Below are 2,812 nucleotides of genomic sequence, written 5' to 3' on the forward strand. Positions count from 1 at the left end.
AGCAAGGAGCCCGTAGGGCGACTGGAGACGCGCGCGGTGCGCGCTCAGATACTGGGGCGGGATATGGTAGAACGGCATTGCACCGAAGAAACAGCGTAAGCGACTCGGCCCGACCGTTTCCCGATGCTGATTTTGCTGGCGCATGATAGTCGCGTTTAGATTGACGGAGACGGTCAGCTATGCCGAATGCAGCGCGCCCGGCCCATCGCACGTATGCGCGGGAATTCAAACAGCAAGTGATCAGGGAAACGTTGGAACCAGGCATGTCGGTGTCGATCGTCGCGCGGCGGCACGACATCAACGCCAACGTCGTGTTCGGGTGGCGCAAGCAATATCGGGAAGGCAAGCTGGAACTGCCGGGACTCGAAGCTGCGCCGTCGGCCATGACAGGCACGGAGTTGCTGAGCGTTGACGTGATCGATTCGGTGTTGATGCTGCCAGCGCCGCAGCCTACGGGAAACGCGACGTCGAAGGTGACAAGCGGCGTACCGACGCCGACGCCCGTGTGCGAGATCGAGGTGGAGATCGGCAAGCGGCGCGTGAAGATTCGCGGCCTGTCTGCTGAGCGGGCCGAAGCGTTCCTGCAGGAATGCCTGAAGTGATCACATTGCCGGCCGGCACCCGCATCTGGCTTGCTGCGGGCGTCACGGACATGCGCTGCGGCTTCCAGGGGCTTGCCACGAAGGTACAGGCGACGCTCGAGGAGAATCCGTTGTGCGGCCATGTGTTCATCTTCCGCGGACGTCGAGGCGATCTCGTGAAGCTGCTTTGGGCCACCGACGACGGGCTCTGGCTGCTGTCGAAGCGATTGGAACGCGGCCGCTTCATCTGGCCGCAAGCCGATGGCGGCAAGATCTCGCTCACGGTCGCGCAGTTGTCGATGCTTCTCGAAGGCATCGATTGGCGGCAGCCCCGCCGTACGGCACCTCTGTCGATGCTGTAGGTGTTGTAAACCGCTCGGGAGGCTCGTAAACTCCGGCACATGCCGAATCTCGACGATCTGCCCGACGATGTCGCTGCACTGAAGGCCATGCTGGCTGAGGCTCGCGCGTCGGCCATCGAACGGGAACTCGAGATCGAACAGCTGCGCCGCGACATCGCCGCAAGCGATCTCGAGATCACACGGTTGAAGCTCCTGATCGACAAGCTCAAGCGAATGCACTTCGGCCGCAAGTCGGAACAACTTGCCCGAGAGATCGAGAAGCTTGAGCTCCGGCTTGAGGATCTGGCCGCAGGCAGCGGTGTCGCCGACGTTCAGCACACAAAGGTCCGACGAGAAAGGTCCACGACTAGCAGCGATCCGGCCGTACGTGAGCCGCTGCCACCGCACCTTACGCGAGAAGATCGCGTGCTCAAACCGGATTCGATCTGCCCCAAGTGTGAAGGTGCTATGCAGTGCCTCGGCGAGGACGTCTCGGAACAGCTCGCCCGTGTTGCGGCGATGTTCAAGGTGATCCGCACGATCCGGCACAAGACGGTCTGTCCGGCCTGCGGCCACATCGCGGAGCCACCGATGCCGGGACTGCCGATCGAGCGCAGTATCGCGCATCCGAGCTTGCTTGCCGACATTCTGGTGTCGAAGTACGCAGATCATGCGCCGCTGTACCGACAATCGGAAATTGCGGCGCGCGACGGGGTGACGCTTGACCGCGCCAGCATGGGTCGCTGGGTCGGACAGTGTGAGGCGCTCTGCCGCCCGCTGACCGACGCGCTGCGCCGGTATACGATGGCGGGCACGAAGTTGCACGCGGACGACACGCCGATCCCCGTGCTCGCGCCAGGCAACAAGAAGACGAAGACCGGGCGACTCTGGGTGTACGTGCGCGACGACAGCCGTTCGGGCTCGACGGAGCCGGCTGCGGTGTGGTTCGCGTACTCGTGCGATCGCAAAGGCATCCATCCTCAGACGCATCTCGCCGGATTCGAAGGCATCCTGCAAGCCGATGCCTACGGCGGCTTCGACGAGTTGTACGTAAGTGGCAAGATCCGCGAGGCTGCTTGTTGGGACCACGCGCGGAGAAAGTACTACGAGATCCACGCGAGCACACCGACGGACGAGACCCAGAAACTGCTCGAGATGATCGGCGAGTTCTACGGCATTGAAACCGATATCCGCGGCAAGCCGCCCGATGAACGGCAGCGCGTGCGGCGTGAGAAAAGCAAGCCGCTGCTGGACGCCTTCGAAACGAGAATCCGGGCCAAGCTCGCGACGCTGTCGCGCAAGTCGGAGCTGGCCGGCGCGATCCAGTACTCGCTGAATCACTGGACTGCGCTGACGCTGTTCTGCGAGGATGGGCAAGCCGAGATCAGCAACGCGTTGGCAGAAAACGCCCTGCGTTGCGTGAGCCTCGGGAGAAAGAACTTCCTGTTCGCTGGTTCCGACAGCGGGGGTGAGCGGGCCGCCGCGATGTACAGCTTGATTGGGACGTGCAAACTCAATGGCATCAACCCGCGCGCCTATCTGGAATACGTCTTGACCCACATCGCTGATCACGTCATCACCCGCGTCGACGAACTGCTGCCTTGGAATGTGGTCGACAAGCTGACGTCGGTCAGCTCGCATGGCACTGCCTGACTGCTTCATAGATCCAGATAGATCGTGCCCATGATCCACGATCGTGGGCACGATCTCACGTGATCCTCACGGAACTCCCCAAGCTCTCACATCATGCCCCATGCGCGCGCGAATATGGAACTGGTCGCGCCGAGCCGCTTACGAAACAGCAGGTGCGACGCCCCTCTAACCGCCAAGCAAGATCGGCGTCGCACCTCCACGGACCCGCATGGCCAGCCCGTTGGCGCGGCCGGGGGA

3 protein-coding genes are annotated in these 2,812 nt (G+C 62.6%); all 3 read left to right on the forward strand.

Translation table 11 applies throughout. The features are described from left to right. Positions 1-179: 179 nt before the first annotated feature. From BT264_RS40365 to BT264_RS37095, 3 genes are read left to right on the forward strand one after another with little or no spacing between them, the layout of a single operon-like run. Positions 180-602: a transposase gene (locus tag BT264_RS40365; RefSeq protein ID WP_072445483.1), complete on the forward strand. Its 423-nt coding sequence runs from the start codon at positions 180-182 to the stop codon at positions 600-602. Then, positions 590-943, forward strand: a complete 354-nt coding sequence (gene tnpB / locus BT264_RS37090; protein WP_205713959.1) for an IS66 family insertion sequence element accessory protein TnpB — start codon at positions 590-592, stop codon at positions 941-943. The genes BT264_RS40365 and tnpB overlap by 13 nt, the downstream gene beginning before the upstream one ends. Positions 944-982: 39 nt before the next feature. Continuing rightward, positions 983-2,575 (forward strand): IS66 family transposase, encoded by a 1,593-nt coding sequence (locus BT264_RS37095; RefSeq protein WP_072445482.1) that lies wholly within the window; start codon positions 983-985, stop codon positions 2,573-2,575. Positions 2,576-2,812 lie beyond the last annotated feature (237 nt).

It is taken from the genome of Burkholderia sp. NFPP32, from assembly GCF_900119325.1.
GTDB lineage: Bacteria > Pseudomonadota > Gammaproteobacteria > Burkholderiales > Burkholderiaceae > Burkholderia > Burkholderia pyrrocinia_C.